The sequence below is a fragment of the Exiguobacterium sp. RIT594 genome (assembly GCF_003339585.1).
GTDB lineage: Bacteria > Bacillota > Bacilli > Exiguobacteriales > Exiguobacteriaceae > Exiguobacterium_A.
The window spans coordinates 140,435-156,601 of sequence record NZ_QPKF01000002.1 but is presented as its reverse complement, the minus strand read 5'-3'; the positions used below and the strand labels follow the sequence as shown (position 1 = coordinate 156,601).

Genomic DNA, 16,167 nt, shown 5'->3' with positions numbered 1-16,167 from the left:
GTCTTGCTACTTTCTCATTTAATCAGTTGATTATGAAGAGGATGTAAACATAACAGGACAGTTTCGTTTCACTTGGTTAATCTTTCATTTACAAAAGGAGAGACGGTGTCTTGTTCAATGCAGCCAAAACTTCGGAAACTTGTATATCCTCTTTCATCTCAGCAAGAGGATGCCAGTCCATCCCGGATAGGACTTGTTGATCAAGCGGTCGTTCGGGATCCTGACCGAGGAAAGGAACCGTGGTATCAATACGTTCGACGAGAAAGCAGACTTCTTTTCCGGACGAATCGATTTTCGTATACAACGGGCGGATGACACGGACGTTCAAGTGAACCTCTTCCTCGACTTCCCGCACGACGGCCTGTTCGAACGTTTCATCGGTGTTGAGACCACCGCCCGGTAAGGTCCAAAAACTTTGAGTTTCCGTCGTAAGCCGGACCATTAAAATCCGACCGTTCTCAATCAAAGCTGCACAGGCACGGTGACGCAAATGATTTCCTCCTCTGTTCGGACTGATACATCTAGTGTACAAAAAAAGAGACCCGATCCGTTAGGACAGGTCTCTTGTTGATTGCATTAGTTTGTTGCGTACAACGTAGACAATTGTTGTTGAACAGACTCGTTGTTGAGGTATTCATCGTATGTTGTTTCTTTATCGACGATACCGTTTGGTGTCAATTCGATGATCCGGTTTGCAATCGTTTCAACGAACTGATGGTCATGCGAACTGAAGAGCATCGCGCCTTTGTAAGCAATCAAACCATCGTTAAGTGCCGTGATCGATTCGAGATCCAAGTGGTTCGTCGGATCGTCGAGGACAAGAACGTTTGAGCCGCTGAGCATCGCTTTTGATAACATACAACGGACTTTTTCTCCCCCGGATAAGACAGACGCTTTTTTCATGACTTCTTCACCGGAGAAGAGCATCCGGCCGAGGAAACCACGGAGGAACGTATCGCTCTCGTCAGCCGGCGAATACTGGCGCAACCAATCGAGAATCGTTTTGTCCGAACCTTCGAAGAAAGCGGAGTTATCTTTTGGCAGATAAGATTGTGACGTCGTGACGCCCCATTTGAATGTTCCGCTGTCCGCTTCCATCTCACCCATCAGAATTTTGAAGAGTGTCGTGATCGCGATGTCATTTTGGCTGATGAAGACGGCTTTATCCGTTTTGTTTAACGAGAAACGGACATTATCAAGGACTTTGACACCATCGATTGTTTTCGAAATGCCATCGACGATCAACAGATCGTTTCCGATTTCACGTTCCGGTGTGAAGCCGACGAACGGATAACGGCGTGACGACGGACGGATGTCGTCGAGTGTAATTTTATCAAGCAACTTTTTCCGTGATGTCGCCTGTTTCGCTTTAGAGGCGTTCGAGCTGAAACGGGCGATGAAGGCTTGAAGTTCTTTGATTTTTTCTTCTTTTTTCTTGTTTTGGTCGCCTGCCATACGTGAAGCAAGCTGACTTGATTCGTACCAGAAATCATAGTTTCCAATATACAGTTGGATTTTCCCGTAATCGAGATCGGCCATATGCGTACACACGTTGTTGAGGAAGTGACGGTCGTGGGAAATGACGATGACCGTATTTTCAAACCCGATCAAGAATTCTTCAAGCCATTTAACGGCTTTCAGGTCAAGACCGTTGGTAGGCTCATCGAGCAACAGAATGTCTGGTTTACCGAACAAGGCTTGGGCAAGCAGGACTTTAACTTTCTCTCCGCCTGTCAGTTCAGCCATTGTTTTCGTATGCAGGTTTTCTTTAATACCGAGACCTTGTAAAAGCATTGCCGCTTCCGACTCCGCTTCCCATCCGTTCATTTCTGCGAACTCACCTTCGAGCTCGGCAGCACGCATGCCGTCTTCGTCTGAGAAGTTTTCTTTCATATAGATAGCATCTTTTTCTTTCATGACTTCATAAAGGCGCTTATGCCCCATCATGACGGTTTCGATGACTTGGAATTCTTCATATTCATAGTGGTTCTGGCGAAGGACACCAAGGCGTTCGCCCGGCGTGATGATGACGTCTCCTTGTTGTGCTTCGATATCACCGGCAAGAATTTTAAGGAATGTTGATTTACCGGCACCGTTTGCACCGATGAGACCGTAGCAGTTGCCCGGTGTGAACTTGATGTTGACGTCTTCGAATAATTTACGGTCCGCAAAGCGGAGACCGACGTTTTGTACTGTAATCATATAGAGATGAACCCTCGTTTCTAGTGTGTGATGTGCTGTTACGAGTGTACCACAAAATGATACGCTTCGTTTCAAGGACAAAGTTCTTTACATCTTAGACCGGATTGCGCAATTTAGCAACCATGCTTTTAAACAAAATGAAACATTTTCCAATCTGAAGCGTAAGAGTAGTTACAACATTCATGAAGGAGGAGGACGGCGTGGCAACACTTTTCACGTTATTATTTTTTGCACTGATCGTCTTGCTGGCCATTGAACTGTATAAGTATATTCAAGATAAAATTGATAAAGGAGATTCTAAATGAGAGAAATTAAACCGAAAAAACGTATCCGGCCATCGATGATCATCGCCGGTGTGATTGTCGTCGCCCTTCTTGCGATGACGCCATTCATCGTCGAACAAATCGAACCGGGACAGGTCGGGGTCGTCTACAAACCGTCAAGCGGTGTCCAGGATGAAACACTCTCGCAAGGATGGCATATCGTTTCGCCGATTACACGCGTCACCGAGTATCCAATCCGGACACAGACGAAATCGCTCGACAATATGACACTGGCAACAAAGGACGGGAAAAATATCGTCGTCGACTTTACGTACAGTTTTTCGGTCTCACCGGATCAGGTGACGGAAGTTTTTAATAAATTTGGTCCGATTGAAATTGATGAGATTGCAGCCGGTTACTTAAAACAACGCCTTTATGATGCGTCCCGTGAACAGATTTCGAAAGTCACCGTCCTTGAGTTATTCGGGGAACAGTCTGGAAATGTCTCGACGAGTATTCAGACACAGTTTGCCGAAGATGTGAAAAAGATTGGTTTCATCATCGAAGACGTGGCACTTGGAGCACCGAAACCGGATGCGAAAACCCAGGAAGCGATTGATGCGCGTGTCAAAGCGTCACAAGAGCTGGATAAAAAGAAGACAGATCTTGCGATTGCGAAAGCAGAAGCAGAACGATTGCGCGTAGAAGCAAAGGGAGCAGCGGATGCCCGACTCATTGAAGCGCAGGGTCTCGCGAAAGCGCAAAAAGAATTACAAAAAACGTTGACGGAAGAAATGATTCAGTATGAAGCCGTCAAGAAATGGGACGGAAAATCACCACTCGTCAGTGGATCCGGTAGCATGGTCCAATTGCCGATTCCGGATCAGCAAACAACAGCAGAAGAAAAGTAAATATTTGTTTTGATAAGGGTTATCTGTTGTCCGGATAAACCGTATGAATCATGAAAAAAAGCAGATTCTCATGTCGAGAATCTGCTTTCGTTATACCGTCTTATTTAGCTGACTGAGCGAATCGTTCAGCAATTGCCACCACGACTTCCGTTGCCTTCACCATATTATCAACAGAGATGAACTCAAACTTTCCGTGGTAATTTTCGCCACCGGTGAAGATATTCGGTGTCGGGAGTCCCATGTACGACAGTTGCGAACCGTCCGTCCCGCCACGAATTGGTTTGATGATTGGTGTGACACCACGTGATTCCATCGCCGCATGGGCGATATCAACGATTTCCATGTGTGGTTCGATTTTTTCACGCATGTTGTAGTATTGATCATTTAGTTTGATTTCGACACTGCCTGCCCCGTATTTCTTGTTCCATTCTTCGACCAAAGCCGTCAGGAAGTGTTTCCGGGCTTCGAATTTAGAACGGTCAAAATCACGGATGATGTACTGGACCGTCGTTTTTTCGACCGAACCTTCAAACGAAATCAAGTGGTAGAATCCTTCGAATCCATCCGTGAATTCAGGGGCTTCGTCGCCCGGCAACCGGTTCTGGAAAGCCATCGCGTGTTTTTGCGAATTGACCATCTTATCTTTTGCCGTACCCGGGTGGACGTTCGTGCCATGGAAAATGATTTCGGCAGCAGCGGCATTAAAACTCTCATACTCGAGTTCACCGAGCGGACCTCCATCGACCGTATAGGCGAATTTTGCATCAAAAGCAGCGACGTCAAAATGATGCGGGCCGCGCCCGATTTCTTCATCCGGTGTGAAGGCGACACGAATCCGGCCGTGTTTGATTTCCGGATGGGTGATAAGGTGATGCATCGCTGTCATGATTTCGGCGATGCCGGCCTTATTATCTGCACCGAGTAATGTCGTACCATCTGTCGTCATCAACGTATGTCCGACGTAGTTTTTAAGTGCTGGGAAATCCTTTGGTGACAGGATGACAGGAAGTGTCGCATTGAGGACCAAGTCTTCTCCATCATAATCTTCGACGATTTGCGGATTGACGTTTGTTCCCGTGAAATCAGTTGCCGTATCCAAGTGGGCTAAAAATCCGATTGTCGGAATATCCGCATCGGTATTGGCAGGAAGGGTCGCCATGACATATCCGTTTGCATCAACGGTCACATCACTCATGCCAATTTCCTTCAGTTCGTCAACAAGCAGACGAGCGAGCGTCCATTGTCCGTCTGTTGTCGGAACGGTCGTACTTGCGTAGTCAGACTGTGTATCGATTTTCGCATATGTAGTCAAACGACGAATCAAATCATGTTTCAAAGAAAAAACGTCCTTTCTGAGTTAAGGTAGCTTCATCATAGCACGAAGTACGATTGTTAGAGTATTCTGAAACAGGATAAACTGATTTGAAAAAAGGGGGATTTTTTATGAAAGCTTATGTCGTCGAACAGTACGGAAAAGACGCTGCACTAACAGAAAAAGACGTCACACTCGGTCAAACAGGAAATTATGATTTGAAAATAAAAGTCGAAGGGACGAGCTTGAATCCACTGGACACAAAAATGTTTTTTGGTCATGTGGCGGCAGCTCCTGTAACTGGAATTCTCCAGGGCGATGTTACGGGGACAATCATTGAAATCGGAGAGAGTGTGACGTCTTTTTCCGTCGGCGATCACGTCATCGCATTTGGCGGTGGACTCGGCAACCGGTCCGGCGCACTAGCGGAGGAAATGCTGGTTCCTGAACAGATGGCTGTACTCAGACCGGATAATCTAGATATTGCTGCAGCAGGTTGCCTGCCTGTCATCAGTCTGACAGCGATGGAAGTGCTGAAGGAACGGGCAGCCGTTCAATCCGGTATGCGATTATATGTAGCAGGTGGAACGGGTGGGGTCGGCCATCTTGTCGGACAACTGGCTAAACATTATGGATGTGACGTGACAGCGAGTGCTTCAAGTGATGAGAAGGCAACGTGGTTAGAACAACACGGTATTCGTCCCCACCGGTACCGGGATGAATCAGCTGAACAGTTATTAGCGCGTCACGGTCATGACGGATTCGATGTCATCATTGATACCGTCGGCGGAGATCATTTGCAGGAGTCGTTCATCCTTGCAAAGGAACGCGGGAAAATTATTTCGATCGCCACCCGGACTACACAGGATTTGACACCGATGCACAGTAAAGCACTGACGCTGGAAGCTGTTTTTGTTGCGCTTCCGTTGTTGAAGGGAAAAGAGCAGGAAATGTTACGTCAACAAGAGCATCTGGCAGAAGTGGCACAACTCGTCGCGGATGGAGTCATCGATCTCGTCATCGAAGAACAGGTGCCGCGTCAGCTTGATGCATTGAATGCAGCCTACCAAACCTTTGATCAGCGGTCACATTTTGGAAAAGTAAGCATCATTTGAGATGAAAGCTCATTTTCCTAAGAATAATGATTCGATGTTCATTTTACTTTTCCTTTTAATCCCAAAAAAATTCTGCTGATGGTTTTTTCATCAGCAGAATTGTTAATTATATGATTATTTACGCCGGACCAAGACGGATTTTGAAGCTACTTCTTTTAAAGAAGCATGTTCCGGGAAGTCTTCTAAAGGAGTGCTTTCCCAAACGATTTCATACGTTTGACGTAACTTTTTAAATGCTTGATCGACCATCTTCATAAAGCGGGCTTGGTCGAATAAGGGACAGTCTGTCGTAATCAGCAATAAACCGCCGCGATGTGTCATGTGGATCGTTTGTTGAATCAAAGCAGTTAAATCGACTTCTGCCCGGAAATGACGGGCTTGTGTTTTGACGAATGTCGGCGGATGCACGATGACGAAATCAAAGCGTGTTTTCTTATCGGCTTGATCGATATAGTCAAACGCGTCCTGTACAAGAATCGTCTGTGTCGTTGTATCCAGCTGATGCAATTCAAGCTGTTCGATCGTTTTATTGCGGCTCCGTGTCGAGAAATCGACGCTTGTTGTTTCGGTTGCACCACCAAGCAGGGCAGCTGCCGTTAACGTACCGGTATCCGAAAACAGATTCAGGACACGTCGGTCTGCAGCGTGTTCTTTGACGATGGAACGGAGTTCGCGCTGCTGAATATCGAGACCGGTGCGCATGCCGGCATCGAGATGGTACAGCAGAGGGATTCCGTTTTCCTGCAAGACTTCCGGGAAATCACCGCGTTCACCGGCTAAGAAATCGTCGCCTTTGACGGGTTGTCCATCAATCTGGAAAGCCCGTTTTTCGTAAATACTCTTAAAATGAATAAGGGATTCAAGGGCAGACATGATATCAGATTTAAAAGAATAGATCCCTTCGTTTTCAAACGTAATCAGATAATGGTGATCAAAACAATCGATTGTCAGGCCGCCGATTCCGTCTCCTGAACCGTTAAAGACCCGGAACGTATCAATCAAATCACTCTCAAAAAAATCATTTCGACGATCGAGGGCAACCTCGATTTTTTCTTTGAAGAAGGTTTCGTCGATGTCTTGCAGTTCATCAGTCGTCAGTAACCAACCGATCCCTTTTTCCTGCTTGCCAAAATAACCCGTCGCAAGGTATTCTTTATCTTCTGTTGTCAACCGGAGCAAGGCACCGGCTTCTTTAAGATGGTTGGTCTTTTGGAACAGTTCTTTATACAGAAGCGGTTGTCCGTCTTTGATTTGTTCGATGGCTGTCGCTTTGACGACAACCGGATAGATTTCACGTGGCACACGATTTCCTCATTTCTAATTGTGGATAAGTAGTAAAAGTATAGCATATGGAAAGTTATCCACATGTGGATAATTTGAATAAAAAAAGATTGACCCAAATAGCTGTTAGTGTGTGGATAACTTTTGTAAAAAAAGAATCGCTTCTTTTCCATGCGCTTTCCTCAGGCGAGACATAAGCCAGAATTCTCGATTCCATGGAATCGAGAATCGGGTCTTATTTGTCTCTGACAGCGCAGATTCCTGCGCTTTTTCCTGTAGGAGTCGCATGAAAGAAGTGATCCTTTTTCACGAGTTGTAGTTTAGGATAGACATAAATGATTGATTAAAGAGAGGATGAACAGCATGTCAAAAAAGACAATTTCCGTTGTAGGTGCAGTAGTGACTAATTCAAAAAACGAAATTCTGTGTGCTCTTCGCAGTCCTGTCATGTCATTACCGAACCTTTGGGAGTTTCCGGGTGGAAAAATCGAACCGGGTGAACGTCCTGAAGAGTCTCTTTACCGCGAAATTCAGGAAGAGTTAAATTGTACGATTCAAGTAGGCAATCACATTGAAACGACACGGTATGAATATGAAAAAGTGATTGTTGAGTTATCGACTTTTCAATCAAGGATTGTATCGGGTGCACCGGAAGCACTGGAACATGCCGAATTACGCTGGGTACCCGTCAAACAGTTAAATTCTTTGAACTGGGCGCCGGCTGATGTGCCAGCTGTTGAAAAAATTATGAAAGCTTTTTCCACGAAATAGATTCTTCGCTAGTTAAAGGTTCTTTTAAAATCCATTCAACATTAATCGGTTTAGATCCGTGACTGTGTTTATGAATCAGTTCACCGAAGTACGTAAACGGTAAGGACCGGCCTTGTTCTTTTTCAGCCTTGCGGATAAACAGATGAATCTTGATTCCGCGTGCTTCGTGGTGGCGGTACAACTCTCCTGCTTTTCCGTTAGCTGTAGCAATACTTTGGGATTGCCAATGGAAATGATCTTTATCAATAAAGTAGTCTTGATAATTCAACTGATCTTCAATCGATTCATTTTTGTGTAAATTCACGAATAATACATAATCGTCTCCGGCTTGTGCGACTCCTTCACGCCATGAGCCTTCCTGGCTTGGAGATTGTAATAATCGTTGGATGACAGAACGACTGTATGTCATTCTCGAAATCAGCGATTGAGAGCTAGTCAACCAGTTTTCGCCTCCGGAAAGTTGCTCAAATGAGTGGAGACCAGCTTGAATCAGCTCCTGCAAATAGTCGACTAACTCTGGTGACGATGCTAAAACCCGGGTCATCTCTTCCGAGAAGGCATATTCACTAGCGGCAGATTCAACGAGCAAAATAATCCGATCGTGTTTTAAAGAAGTAGACCAGCGATTAAACAAATGCTGAATCAAAGGCAAACGATGTGTTGAGGCTTCCGGTGAAACGGCAAAGCGGGTTGCGGTCGATTGAATGACATCATCAGCGGAAATGCTTTGCTGGGTGAGCAACAATTGAATCATCAATAAGCTGAACGGTTCGCGGATCGGGAACCAACTTTCGATATGTTGAAGAACACGTCGTGTATCCGGATTAAGCAACAAAGCCACTTCTTCATCGGTTGCTACTTTTTCCAGTTGTTTTAATCGCAGGACACTTTTCCATTGTTGAATAATCGTTTCAATGGCCGGTGCATCCGGATGTGTCACCAAATCGTTTAGTGATGGCGTGTCGCCGATCATAGTCATTAGACGTTGATAACTTTCACGTAATTGTTTACTGGCCGAGAATTCAATTTTCTTCATTTGTTCGATGATGAATGCCTCTGTCACATGATCTAAAATCGCTAAGGAACCTTCGGGCAAAATCGGAAAATGATTTTGAACCGCATTGGCGACATGATAACGGTCGATCGAATGGAAAGATTGCTGGCCGGATAACACAAGTGGTGCTACAAAAGCACGTTGGCTGTTGCCGATGAAATCTAAAATTGTGACGTATTCTTTGGATTCATGTTTCCGTAAGCCGCGACCGAGTTGCTGAATAAAGATGGTTGGAGATTCTGTTGGACGTAAAAATAGCATGACGTTGATTTTGGGAATATCGACACCTTCATTAAAAAGATCGACTGTAAAGATAAACGATAACGGATCCTGATCATTTTCCAGCCGTTGAATGGCTTGTTCCCGTTCTGCTTCCGTTTGTTTACTTGTGATAGCCAGTGACTCGATTTGGTGCTTGTTAAACTCAGCAGCCATGTATTCGGCATGATCAATATTGACACAAAAACCGAGTCCGACCCGAGCTGTACCGCTGTGACCGAATTTAGTCATCATCTCAAGAATATATTCCGTCCGAGAAGAACGTTCGAGTGCTTCGACTAAATCTTTTTCGATATATAAGCCATTTTTTTGAGGAATGGCTTCATAATCAATGGCGTCATCATCTTGAATACCAAAGTAATGGAACGGTGTTAATAAATCTTGGGCCAACGCATCGTACAATCGAATTTCGTATGCAATATTGTGGTCCACTAACTTAAAGATATTTAATCCGTCCATTCGTTCCGGTGTTGCCGTAATTCCGAGTAAAAATTGTGGTGTAAAGTAGTTGAGAATTTTTTGGTAAGACTCGGAAGCAGCATGGTGAAACTCATCGATGATGATGTAATCAAAAGTGTTTGGATCGAATTGTTCCAAATGAATTTCTTTTGAGAACGTTTGAATGGTCGCAAAAGTAAATTGTGTATCAAGATCTTTTTGATTTGCCTGGTACCGCCCGAATGTGGCATGGATATCTGTGAAAATTTTCTTAAATGTTTCTTCCGCTTGAGATAAAAGTTTTCCGCGGTGAGCGACAAACAGAACACGTTTAGCTGCGAACTGTTTGACGTCGAAAGCCGCCAAATATGTTTTTCCTGTTCCCGTTGCTGCGATGACCATGGCTTTTGTTTGTTGTTTTAACCGTAAACGGTGTAATTGTTCCAAAGCCGGAAGCTGCATCTCATTTGGCTGAATTACTTCGTATTCAACAAGCGATTCTGCAACGCGGTCATTGACGATAAACTGTTTGATTTTCGGAGAGTCTAAATGGTGTTGTTCATATTGATCTAAAATTGCTGAAGTGCAGGGAATGGCTTCGTTACTGCTCCAGAGATTATTAAAAAGAGTTTGCGCTTGAGAAACTAAAGACGTGAGAGGAGAATGGGGAATTCGAACATTCCACTCCAGTCCGTTGGTTAAAGCAGACTTTGATAAATTGGATGAACCGATAATCGCACTATGTAAATTAGTTTCCCGCGTAAATAAGTAAGCTTTTGGATGGAAAGCCTGATTTTTTTTAATCGGTTCGTAAATTTTAATCTCGATATTTTTAAATTGCATCAGGGTACGCAATGCCTTGGCTTCTGTAATGTTCATATAAAATGAAGTTAAAATACGAATCGGTTTTTGGATGCGTTCCGCTTCTTGAAGTGAGGGGACCAATGCCTGAATCCCGGAATGGCGTGTAAAGCTGACCATCCAGTCGGCGGATTGGGCTGTTGATAATTCACCAATCAAATGATGCAACAGTTTTTCCTGATTTTCTTGACCCGGTGCAATCAAGTCCCATGCTCTTAATGATTTTTCATATTGTACAGGTGTCGTAGTAGAGGATGTTAGTTCACGATGCAAGGGCGCAACCAAAAGCGGTTCGTCTAATGCAGAGAGCCAACGGTTTGTGGTTTCAATCATTTCCCCGGTCAGTTGGTTTTGTTGAAGTTCAACAATCGATTTATAGAAGAGCTCGTTTAAATGGGTCAGTAATTCAGCGGTATAATCTGCCGGTTGAATCGGAGAGCTTTTTTCAAAAGGATGAGATTCAGTATTTTGACTGCGTAATTTTTCTTGAAACGATGACATCTGATGACCTCCAGTAAATTCCAAACTAAGTTCAGTATACGAAGGAATTGGAAATTGTGCAGCAAGAATCTAATCAAAAATAAAAGACCTCATTTCAATAAAGAAATGAAGTCATACTGTATCAGCATACATCGAAAAGAATCCTCAGACTTCCAATTCCACGATCGCCTCTAACGAAACTTTCACATTACCGGCCAGTGCCCGCGTAATCATACACGAACCTTCCGCTTTTTCAGCCAGACGGCGTGCTTTTGTCAGGTTTGCTTCGGTTGTCTCTGCCGGTAGAATCAAGATTGGTCGGTGAATGATGGCGTCATAGGTGAAGACACCATTCGTGACGTCGACGATTCCTTCCGATTCCATCGTGAGAGACACTTTCGGAATGTTGTTGCGTTCGAGCATCGCGGCCAGGGTGATGATGTAACATGTCGCTGCCGCACCCAGCAACATCTCGTCCGGATTGGTGCCTACACCGGGACCGTCCATTGCGTCCGGAATCGAAATCTTCGTTTTTAATTCGCCGGTTTCGATTTGACCGATATCATTGCGGTTGCCGGGCCAGTCTGCTGTCAAGTGAAAATGGTGTTTCATAGTAATCGCCTCCTGTTTCTTCATCATACGAGCCATTCTTCAATTTTTCGCCTAATCTGCTCAAAGCAAAACCACGCCAAGTCAAACTGGCGTGGTTTTGTTGTGTCAGCTGAAGATTTGATCAATTTGATGAATCTCGTCTTCCGTTAATTCGACATCAAGTGTCCGGATGGTATCCGTGACTTGCTCAGCCCGTTTCGCACCTGGGATGATGGCGTCGATGCCGTCCTGTGTTAAATACCAGGCGAGGACGATGTGCGCGACTTCAGCATTTTTTGCTTCAGCAATCGGACGCAACAAGTCGACTTTTGCCAGATTGTCTTTGAATACATCCTCCTGGAACAATGGATCGTTTTTCCGAAGATCATCAAACTTCGTTTCGGCATCATATTTTCCGGCAAGCAGACCGGCAGCAAGCGGGAAGTACGGTACGAATGAAATGCCGTGTTCCCGGATATACGGTAAAATCTCTTTTTCGGCGTCGCGTTTAAAAAGATTGTACTCGCCTTGATAGACGTCGACATGACCGTCCTTATTCGCTTCTTTTAACTGCTCGAGCGAGAAGTTTGAGACACCGATTGCCCGAATTTTCCCTTCGGCTTTTAATTCGGCAAGCGCTGCGACCGCTTCGTCTTTTGGTGTCGTCTCATCCGGGAAGTGAATATAATACAGGTCAATATAATCTGTCCGCAGACGTTTCAAGCTGTCCTCGACCGCTTGTTTCAAAAATTCAGGTGAGTTGTTCATGACGACCTTACCGTCGATGAGTTGATGTGCCCCTTTTGTCGCAAGAATGACTTCCTCCCGCTCCACGGTTTCACTCCAGACTTCTCCGACCAGTTCTTCCGAACGTTCCGGACCATAAATATAAGCCGTGTCGAGGAAGTTGATACCGTTCATCAAAGCGACGCGGACGAGGTCACGACCGGCCTGCTCATCGAGATTCGGGTACAGGTTATGTCCACCGACCGCATTCGTTCCGAGACCGATTGGATTGACCGTTAAATTGGATTTTCCGAGTTTGACTGATTTGTTCATGACTGTTCCTCCTTAGACAATATCAAGTGGTTCTTTTTTAGTAGGTGCCGGGAATGCTTCATCGAGTGCTGCGTATTCTTCGTCCGTTAACTCGACTAATGCGGCTTTTCCGTTTTCTTCGACATGCTTAGCCTGTCCGGCTTTCGGGATGGCGATGACGTCACCGCTGCGAATCGCCCAGGCAAGAAGAATTTGTGCCGGTTTGACGCCATGTTCTTCAGCAAGACGTTCGACAGTCGGATGATCCAGCAACTGGTCCCGTAAGCTGCCGCCTTCTGCGAGCGGGCAATAGGCCATGACCGGAATGCCGTGTTGCTTAAGAAGCGGCATCAACTCATATTCGATGCCACGCGAACCGAGATGGTATAGCACCTGATTGACGGCGCATTGATCACCTTTATCGAGCGCGAGGAGTTCTTTCATATCGTTGACATCAAAGTTCGAGACACCCCAACGACGGATTTTTCCTTCAGCCGTTAATTGCTCAAGGCCGTCGACCGTTTCCTGAAGCGGGATGCTGCCGCGCCAGTGCAATAGATAAAGATCCAAGTAATCCGTACCAAGATTTTCAAGTGTCTGTTCACAGGCTGCACGCAGCTTTTCACCGCCGGCATTATGTGGGTAAACTTTTGAGACGAGGAACACTTCATCACGTCGCTCTTTCAACACTTCGCGAATCAATTGTTCGGAAGCGCCTTCTCCGTACATTTCAGCTGTATCAATCAATTCCATCCCGCTGTCGAGTCCGACATGTAAGGCTTCGATTTCAGCCTGACGCTTACTTTGGTCTTCTCCCATCCGCCATGTCCCTTGGCCAAGTGCACGAACATGCGTCTGATCCGGAAGCGTGACGGTCTTTTGTTTCAGTGCCGCCAGTATGACGGTCCGTTCTGTCTCATTCATCTCAGTTCCTCCTTTAAAAAGCACAATAGTAGGGTTTACCACGGATAGAGCAGAAAAAAACGTCCGCCTTCCGAGCAAACGGAAGACGGACGAGATTACCAGTGCTCAAGTAAAGGTCCTTGTTGTCCATAAACGGGATCCGTCTCGGGACGTTCGACCTGGGCGATTCGCTTCAAGTTATCCGGGCGTTCACACGGATCACCGGTCAACGTATCGTAGTCTTGCCCCTTCGGATAGGCACCAACGACTTTAAACTTACGGCTTGTGTGTAAAGCCTTGTGACCCGTACCGGCAGGAAGGACGACGACATCGCCTGCGGTCAAGGTGAAGGTCTTCCCGAGTGGTCCCCCTAGTTGGAGACTGGCGTGTCCTTCAAGAATACCGATGACTTCGTGGGCGACACTGTGATAATGGTGAAAATCAAAAATCCCGTCCACCCAGCTGTTCTGCCAGTTGTGGGTATTAAAAGTCTCTTCAATAGAAGAAGGATCGTCAAAAGCGTGACGGTAAATAAGTACAGGTAAATTAGGATTATTGGGTATCTCGCCGTCATCATCGAAATAAAAAGTCTCGACGTTCATAGATGAACTCCTCTCTGATGTCAAAATGATACATTTTTTTACCCGAAATATAACTTCCTTAATCGTCCGAGCATCTTAATGGAGAATGGGAAAGGAAGGTGCTACGATACTTGAGTTAATGAAATTTTAAAGGAGGCTTTCCAATGATCGCCATTGAAGCAAAATTAGAAGTACAACCTGCCAAACGCCAGGAATTTTTAGAAGCTACCAAAACATTGATCGAAGGGTCACGGTTAGAAGCAGGTAACATCAGTTATGATTTATTCCAAAGTATCGAAGACGAGAATGTCTTCATGATGATTGAAAAATGGGAAGATCAAGCAGCAATCGAAACGCACAACACAAGTGCCCATTTCGGTCAGTTCGTGGCATTTGCACAAACAGCGCTTGCGAAACCGCTTGATGTTCAATCATTTAACGCGTAAATCACATCCGAAAAACCTGACTGCGGTCGGGTTTTTTTGTTTTTCTCATTGATTTAATATATTACAAAAAAATTAAATGACGAAATAGACTGTTATTTTTTCCATAAATAGGGCATTATCTCTTAAGAGAGTCAAAATTTAAAGGTAGGTCAGGAGGCAAATGGATGAATGAACGGAAACCACAGGCAGATGCTTCGGAGCGCTCCTTCTTCAAGATGCCTCACACGTACGCGATTATCATGGGGATTCTACTGATTGCTGTCATTTTGACGTATACATTACCAGCCGGTCAGTTTGACCGGGAAAAGCAGGACGGACAAACGGTCGTCATTGATGGTACGTATCGTGCCGTTGAATCAGCGCCGGTCAATTTCTTTGGTTTGTTTGAAGCCATTCCAAAAGGGATGGAGGCAGGGGCTGCCATCATCTTTTATATCTTTTTGGTTGGAGGCGTCTTCGGAATCATCCGACAAACGGGTGCTATCGAATCCGGCATCAATCAACTGATTAATCGGTTTGGTCAAAAAGGACACATCATGATCCCGATGACGATGTTCGTCTTTTCCGTCGCCGGTGCGACAATCGGAATGGCGGAAGAAACCATCATCTTCGTCCCGATCGGTATCATGCTGGCGCGGGCACTCGGCTATGATGCGATGACAGGGGCGGCGATTGTCAGTCTCGGGGCAGCCGTCGGTTTTGCCGGAGGGATGTTGAATCCGTTTACGGTCGGAGTCGCGCAGTCGATTGCTGAAGTACCGTTATTTAGTGGGCTCGGTTACCGGACTGCAGTTTATCTTGTCTTTTTAGTCGTCACGATTCTATATGTCATGAACTATGCACAGAAGGTCAAAAAAAATCCGGAAAAGAGTTTGGTACATGATTTGGAAAAACACCGAAAACAAGAAACGGCGACCACTTTTTCCCGATTTTCGAAAAAACATCTGTTTGTTCTAGTGGTGCTTGTCGGCGGAATCACGCTGAACGTTATCGGTATTTTTGAGTGGGGCTGGTATTTGACGGAATTGACGGCGTCATTCCTGATTATTGGTCTCCTTGCCGGGATTGTAACGATGGGTGTCAACCGGACATTCGAAAGTTTGATTGATGGGGCCAAGGCCGTGACGTTCGGTGCCTTGATCGTCGGTTTCGCCCGAGCGATTGTTGTCATCTTAGAGGACGGACGCGTCATCGATACCGTGATTTACGGCTTGTCGAACGCCGTCGGACAATTACCGACTTCTTTAGCTGTCATTGGTATGTACATCGTCCAGTTGATTACGAACTTCTTTATTCCATCGGGAAGCGGACAGGCGGCGACAACGATGCCGATCATGGCGCCACTGGCTGATTTGCTCGGAATTGAGCGGCAAGTCGCGGTCCTCGCCTTTCAGTACGGTGATGGATTGACAAATATGATTTTCCCGACCAGTGCCCACTTGATGGCGTTCCTGGCAATCGCCGGTATTCCATATGAAAAATGGCTACGGTTTGTCTGGAAACTGTTTGCGATCTGGATTGTTCTTGCGTGTGGTGCCTTACTGCTCGCGGTAGTTCTCGGAATTCAATAATCACACCCGACCTTTCGTTCAAAGTGAACGGAAGGTTTTTCATAAGCAGGAAACGGGAATTCTTACGACG

The 16,167-nt window shown here is 45.6% G+C and carries 14 protein-coding genes; 5 read left to right on the top strand and 9 right to left on the bottom strand.

Annotation, left to right across the window (positions count from 1 at the left end):
• Nucleotides 1-88: 88 nt before the first annotated feature.
• Nucleotides 89-490, bottom strand: a complete 402-nt coding sequence (locus DVG79_RS10670; protein ID WP_114596709.1) for an NUDIX domain-containing protein — start codon at nt 488-490, stop codon at nt 89-91.
• 86 nt (nt 491-576) lie between these two features.
• Nucleotides 577-2,202, bottom strand: a complete 1,626-nt coding sequence (locus DVG79_RS10665; protein ID WP_012371821.1) for an ABC-F family ATP-binding cassette domain-containing protein — start codon at nt 2,200-2,202, stop codon at nt 577-579.
• A 301-nt stretch (nt 2,203-2,503) separates the two neighbouring features.
• On the opposite strand from DVG79_RS10665, the gene DVG79_RS10660 reads away from it, so the two are divergent.
• The gene (locus DVG79_RS10660) at nt 2,504-3,376 is read left to right on the top strand and encodes a prohibitin family protein (protein WP_114596708.1); all 873 of its coding nucleotides are present in this window, start codon (nt 2,504-2,506) and stop codon (nt 3,374-3,376) included.
• Between the two features lie 100 nt (nt 3,377-3,476).
• Here DVG79_RS10660 and pepT read toward each other — a convergent pair whose 3' ends face one another.
• The gene (pepT, locus tag DVG79_RS10655; RefSeq protein WP_114596707.1) at nt 3,477-4,712 is read right to left on the bottom strand and encodes a peptidase T; all 1,236 of its coding nucleotides are present in this window, start codon (nt 4,710-4,712) and stop codon (nt 3,477-3,479) included.
• 107 nt (nt 4,713-4,819) lie between these two features.
• Here pepT and DVG79_RS10650 point away from each other — a divergent pair, with 107 nt between their 5' ends.
• On the top strand, nt 4,820-5,803 hold the full coding sequence (locus DVG79_RS10650; protein WP_114596706.1) for a zinc-binding dehydrogenase: 984 nt from the start codon (nt 4,820-4,822) through the stop codon (nt 5,801-5,803).
• A 114-nt stretch (nt 5,804-5,917) separates the two neighbouring features.
• Here DVG79_RS10650 and DVG79_RS10645 read toward each other — a convergent pair whose 3' ends face one another.
• Nucleotides 5,918-7,105 (bottom strand): class I SAM-dependent rRNA methyltransferase, encoded by a 1,188-nt coding sequence (locus DVG79_RS10645; protein WP_114596705.1) that lies wholly within the window; start codon nt 7,103-7,105, stop codon nt 5,918-5,920.
• Nucleotides 7,106-7,447: 342 nt separating this feature from the next.
• On the opposite strand from DVG79_RS10645, the gene DVG79_RS10640 reads away from it, so the two are divergent.
• Nucleotides 7,448-7,855 (top strand): (deoxy)nucleoside triphosphate pyrophosphohydrolase, encoded by a 408-nt coding sequence (locus DVG79_RS10640; RefSeq protein ID WP_114596704.1) that lies wholly within the window; start codon nt 7,448-7,450, stop codon nt 7,853-7,855.
• On the opposite strand, the gene DVG79_RS10635 is transcribed toward DVG79_RS10640, so the two are convergent.
• The 5 genes from DVG79_RS10635 to DVG79_RS10615 form a co-directional block, all read right to left on the bottom strand.
• Nucleotides 7,830-10,988 carry a DUF3427 domain-containing protein gene (locus tag DVG79_RS10635; protein ID WP_114596703.1) on the bottom strand — a complete coding sequence of 1,053 codons (3,159 nt, stop codon included), beginning with the start codon at nt 10,986-10,988 and terminating at the stop codon, nt 7,830-7,832. The genes DVG79_RS10640 and DVG79_RS10635 overlap by 26 nt on opposite strands.
• 144 nt (nt 10,989-11,132) lie before the next feature.
• A complete protein-coding gene (locus tag DVG79_RS10630) occupies nt 11,133-11,579 on the bottom strand; it encodes an OsmC family protein (RefSeq protein WP_114596702.1) in 447 nt (148 codons plus the stop codon).
• A gap of 105 nt (nt 11,580-11,684) precedes the next feature.
• Nucleotides 11,685-12,617, bottom strand: coding sequence for an aldo/keto reductase (locus DVG79_RS10625; protein WP_114596701.1), 933 nt, complete (start codon nt 12,615-12,617; stop codon nt 11,685-11,687).
• Nucleotides 12,618-12,629: 12 nt separating this feature from the next.
• Nucleotides 12,630-13,520, bottom strand: coding sequence for an aldo/keto reductase (locus DVG79_RS10620; protein WP_114596700.1), 891 nt, complete (start codon nt 13,518-13,520; stop codon nt 12,630-12,632).
• Between the two features lie 95 nt (nt 13,521-13,615).
• Nucleotides 13,616-14,101: a cupin domain-containing protein gene (locus DVG79_RS10615; protein WP_114596699.1), complete on the bottom strand. Its 486-nt coding sequence runs from the start codon at nt 14,099-14,101 to the stop codon at nt 13,616-13,618.
• A 143-nt stretch (nt 14,102-14,244) separates the two neighbouring features.
• On the opposite strand from DVG79_RS10615, the gene DVG79_RS10610 reads away from it, so the two are divergent.
• Entirely contained in the window at nt 14,245-14,526 is a 282-nt protein-coding gene (locus DVG79_RS10610) for a putative quinol monooxygenase (RefSeq protein ID WP_012371809.1), read from the top strand.
• Nucleotides 14,527-14,690: 164 nt separating this feature from the next.
• Nucleotides 14,691-16,097: a YfcC family protein gene (locus DVG79_RS10605; RefSeq protein ID WP_114596698.1), complete on the top strand. Its 1,407-nt coding sequence runs from the start codon at nt 14,691-14,693 to the stop codon at nt 16,095-16,097.
• The last annotated feature ends 70 nt before the right edge of the window (nt 16,098-16,167 follow it).

Bases quoted from the DNA above. Each gene is read 5' to 3' on its own strand.
- DVG79_RS10640 (WP_114596704.1), top strand. From the start codon at position 7,448: ATGTCAAAAAAGACAATTTCCGTTGTAGGTGCAGTAGTGACTAATTCA.
- DVG79_RS10620 (WP_114596700.1), bottom strand. From the start codon at position 13,520: ATGAATGAGACAGAACGGACCGTCATACTGGCGGCACTGAAACAAAAG.
- DVG79_RS10660 (WP_114596708.1), top strand. From the start codon at position 2,504: ATGAGAGAAATTAAACCGAAAAAACGTATCCGGCCATCGATGATCATC.
- DVG79_RS10665 (WP_012371821.1), bottom strand. From the start codon at position 2,202: ATGATTACAGTACAAAACGTCGGTCTCCGCTTTGCGGACCGTAAATTA.
- DVG79_RS10615 (WP_114596699.1), bottom strand. From the start codon at position 14,101: ATGAACGTCGAGACTTTTTATTTCGATGATGACGGCGAGATACCCAAT.
- DVG79_RS10625 (WP_114596701.1), bottom strand. From the start codon at position 12,617: ATGAACAAATCAGTCAAACTCGGAAAATCCAATTTAACGGTCAATCCA.
- DVG79_RS10610 (WP_012371809.1), top strand. From the start codon at position 14,245: ATGATCGCCATTGAAGCAAAATTAGAAGTACAACCTGCCAAACGCCAG.
- DVG79_RS10605 (WP_114596698.1), top strand. From the start codon at position 14,691: ATGAATGAACGGAAACCACAGGCAGATGCTTCGGAGCGCTCCTTCTTC.
- DVG79_RS10635 (WP_114596703.1), bottom strand. From the start codon at position 10,988: ATGTCATCGTTTCAAGAAAAATTACGCAGTCAAAATACTGAATCTCAT.
- DVG79_RS10630 (WP_114596702.1), bottom strand. From the start codon at position 11,579: ATGAAACACCATTTTCACTTGACAGCAGACTGGCCCGGCAACCGCAAT.
- DVG79_RS10650 (WP_114596706.1), top strand. From the start codon at position 4,820: ATGAAAGCTTATGTCGTCGAACAGTACGGAAAAGACGCTGCACTAACA.